The organism is Pseudanabaena biceps PCC 7429, assembly GCF_000332215.1.
In the GTDB taxonomy this organism is placed as follows: Bacteria; Cyanobacteriota; Cyanobacteriia; order Pseudanabaenales; family Pseudanabaenaceae; genus Pseudanabaena; species Pseudanabaena biceps.
In genome coordinates, this window is the sequence record NZ_ALWB01000362.1 from 1 (window position 1) to 3,110 (window position 3,110).

Sequence of the window (3,110 nt, forward strand, 5' to 3'; positions counted from 1 at the left end):
TTTCCCGTGACAAAAAAACTAAGGTCGGAGTCAAGACTAAACGACTTAAAGCTGGATGGGATGACAACTATCTCAAGCATATACTTAACGCCTTAAACATAGTTTCACCTTAGTCTTCGTTATTTATTCATGAACGTGTGCGGTTGCCCTACACTAATTAGCAAGGCGATCGCTATTTTTTATATATTTTGCTAAGATGTGATTTAGATAAATTTTTGTCAAAATTAAGAGCTTATTCATGGCTGATCGCATTGAAAATCTTAGTGATTTTGTGGCTTTTGTCACAGGGAAGATTAAGGGGAGCGAAAAGAGCGAGGCGCAAACTTTTTTAGATCGATTTTTTCAGGCGTTTGGACATGGGGGTGTATTGGAGTCGGGGGCGCGGTATGAGGAGGTAATCAAAAATAGCAGCAAGACGGGGAAAACAGGCTTTGCAGATTTGGTTTGGGATGGGCGGATCTTGATCGAGATGAAGAGTCGGGGTGTGAACTTACGCGATCGCCAAATTTGGGAACAGGCTGGGCGTTACTATTTGCGCTTAAAAAAGGAAAATCGTCCGCGCTATGTGATGTTTTGCAATTTTGATGAGTTCCATATTTACGATTTTGATAATCAGTCCGATGAACCTGTTGATATTATCCATTTAGAAGAATTACCAAGGTGTGAGTCTGCTTTTAGTTTCATGCGTGGCAGTAAGACTACGCCTTTATTTCGGAATAATCAGACGGTGATTACGGAGAAGGCGGCGAGACGGTTGGGGGATTTGTATAATGCTTTGCTTGTCAGGGGACGCGATCGCAAATGGCGCGAATATTCAGAATTGCAAGCGCAACGGTTTGTGTTGCAATGCGTGTTAGCGATGTTTGCGGAAGATTTGGATCTATTGCCTGATAATTTGTTTACGAGATGTGTGAAGGATTGCATCGACAATAAGCTGAGTTCCTTTGATGTTTTGGGTGGCTTGTTTCAGGCGATGAATACGATGGGTGTTACGCCTGCGGGTCGCTATCAGGATGTGCAGTATTTTAATGGTGGTTTGTTTAAGGAAATCCATCCGATTGAGTTGGAAATAGGCGAGTTAAGGATTTTAGAAACGGCTGCGGGTGCGGATTGGTCAAAGGTGCGTCCTTCGATTTTTGGGAATATTTTTGAGGGTGCTTTTCAGTCGGATGAGGGCAAGAAAAAGCGTCACGCGCATGGGATTCATTTCACTTCTGAGGGGGATATTAAGCGGATTGTGTTACCAACGATCGCGGATTATTGGCGCGATCGCATTAATGCGGCAAATTCTTTGACGGAGTTACAAGCTTTACATCAGGAGTTAAGCGAGTACAAGATTCTCGATCCTGCCTGTGGTTCGGGTAACTTTTTGTATGTGGCTTATCAGGAATTGAAGTCGGTGGAGTTTGATTTGTTGCAACGTTTGCAGGGTCTCGATCCGTCGCGAGAATATATGTCTTTGGTGACTCCACAGCAATTTTTTGGGATGGATATTAATTCGTTTGCGGTGGAGTTGGCGAAGGTGACGCTGATGATCGGGCGTGGTGTGGCGATCAGGAAGTTAAATCTGCCTGAGTCTTCTTTGCCTTTGGATACGTTGGATCAGAATATTGTTTGTAAGGATGCTTTGTTTACGGATTGGGTTAAGGCTGACGCAATTATTGGGAATCCGCCGTTTTTGGGCGGGAAGAGAATGCGCTTAAACTTAGGTGACGACTACATAGATCGAGTATTTGCTAAGTTTCCTGATGTTAAAGATTCAGTTGATTTTTGTTCTTATTGGTTTCGGATTGCTCACGATAATTTAGATGAGAAAGGGCGGGCTGGATTAGTTGCAACAAATTCCATTAGTCAAGGAAAAAGTCGTGTTGCTTCTCTTGATTATATTGCTCAAAATGGCGGCTATATCCATGATGCAGTCTCTACGCAAGAATGGTCAGGAGAGGCTTCGGTTCATGTAAGCATAGCAAATTGGTGCAAAATCCAACCTAATGTTTATAGTCTTGATGGACAAGAGGTTTCAAGAATCAATACATCTTTGCAAGCGGAGATTGATGTAACTCATGCGGTAAGGTTAAAGGCTAACCTCAATATTGGGTTTCAAGGCATAATACCTCTAGGAAAAGGTTTTTATATAGATTTCACGCAAGTTGAAGAATGGATTAAAGTAGATCATAGAAATAAAGAAGTACTCAAACTTACTATCTCGGCGGGAGATTTAACAGACGTTCCCAACGGTTCACCTAGTCGTTGGATTATTGATTTCAATAATATGAGTCTTGAGGATGCTATTACGTACAAGTCTCCGTTTAAGCATATTAAAGATACTGTCAAACCAGAACGAGATAAAAACCGCAGGGATGTTAGAAGGCTTAATTGGTGGAAGTATGGTGAAATTGCTCCCAAAATGAGAAAAGAAATTTCTCAAAATATGACATACTTTATTGCTCCTAGTCATTCTAAATGGTTTATTTTCTTGCCAGCTAAAACAGACTGGCTGCCAAATAATTCCACTACTATTATTGCCTCTGATGATTTTTATGTATTGGGGATTTTGACATCAAAAGTACATCGGCAATGGGTAAAAGCGCAAAGTTCTACATTAGAAGATCGAACTCGCTACACCCATAACACCTGTTTTGAAACTTTTCCATTCCCACAACTCGATCCCAAAACCTCAACCAAAACAAAACAAACCATTGAGAAGATTCGCGCCGCCATGCAAGAACTTCATCAATATCGCAGTCAACAAATGGAAAGCAAACAATGGGGCATCACCAAACTTTATAACGAATACTTCCACGAACCCGCCAGCCAACTTTATAAACTCCATGCCAAACTCGATAAACTCGTCCTGCAAGCCTATGGGTTTAGCGAAGATGACGACATCTTGAGTAAGCTACTAGAGCTAAATCTGCAACTAGCGGAACGTGAAAAACAAGGCTTACCCGTCATTGGTGCGAAAAGTGTCTAAAATCGACATTTTTGCAAAGTGAACTAATCAAGAAACTTACAAATTTTCATCTTTTTCCTGATTCCTGAGATATATAGCTGTAGCCAATCTTGTTAGGACATAAAACCCAGAAGAGAGAGGCGGCGCGAAGCGCCGC

Annotated in this window: 1 protein-coding gene; it reads left to right on the forward strand. The window is 41.7% G+C overall.

The annotated features are described in order from the left end of the window. Nucleotides 1-238: 238 nt before the first annotated feature. On the forward strand, nucleotides 239-2,974 hold the full coding sequence (locus PSE7429_RS22310; protein ID WP_009629658.1) for a class I SAM-dependent DNA methyltransferase: 2,736 nt from the start codon (nucleotides 239-241) through the stop codon (nucleotides 2,972-2,974). Nucleotides 2,975-3,110 lie beyond the last annotated feature (136 nt).

Bases quoted from the DNA above. Each gene is read 5' to 3' on its own strand.
- PSE7429_RS22310 (WP_009629658.1), top strand. From the start codon at position 239: ATGGCTGATCGCATTGAAAATCTTAGTGATTTTGTGGCTTTTGTCACA.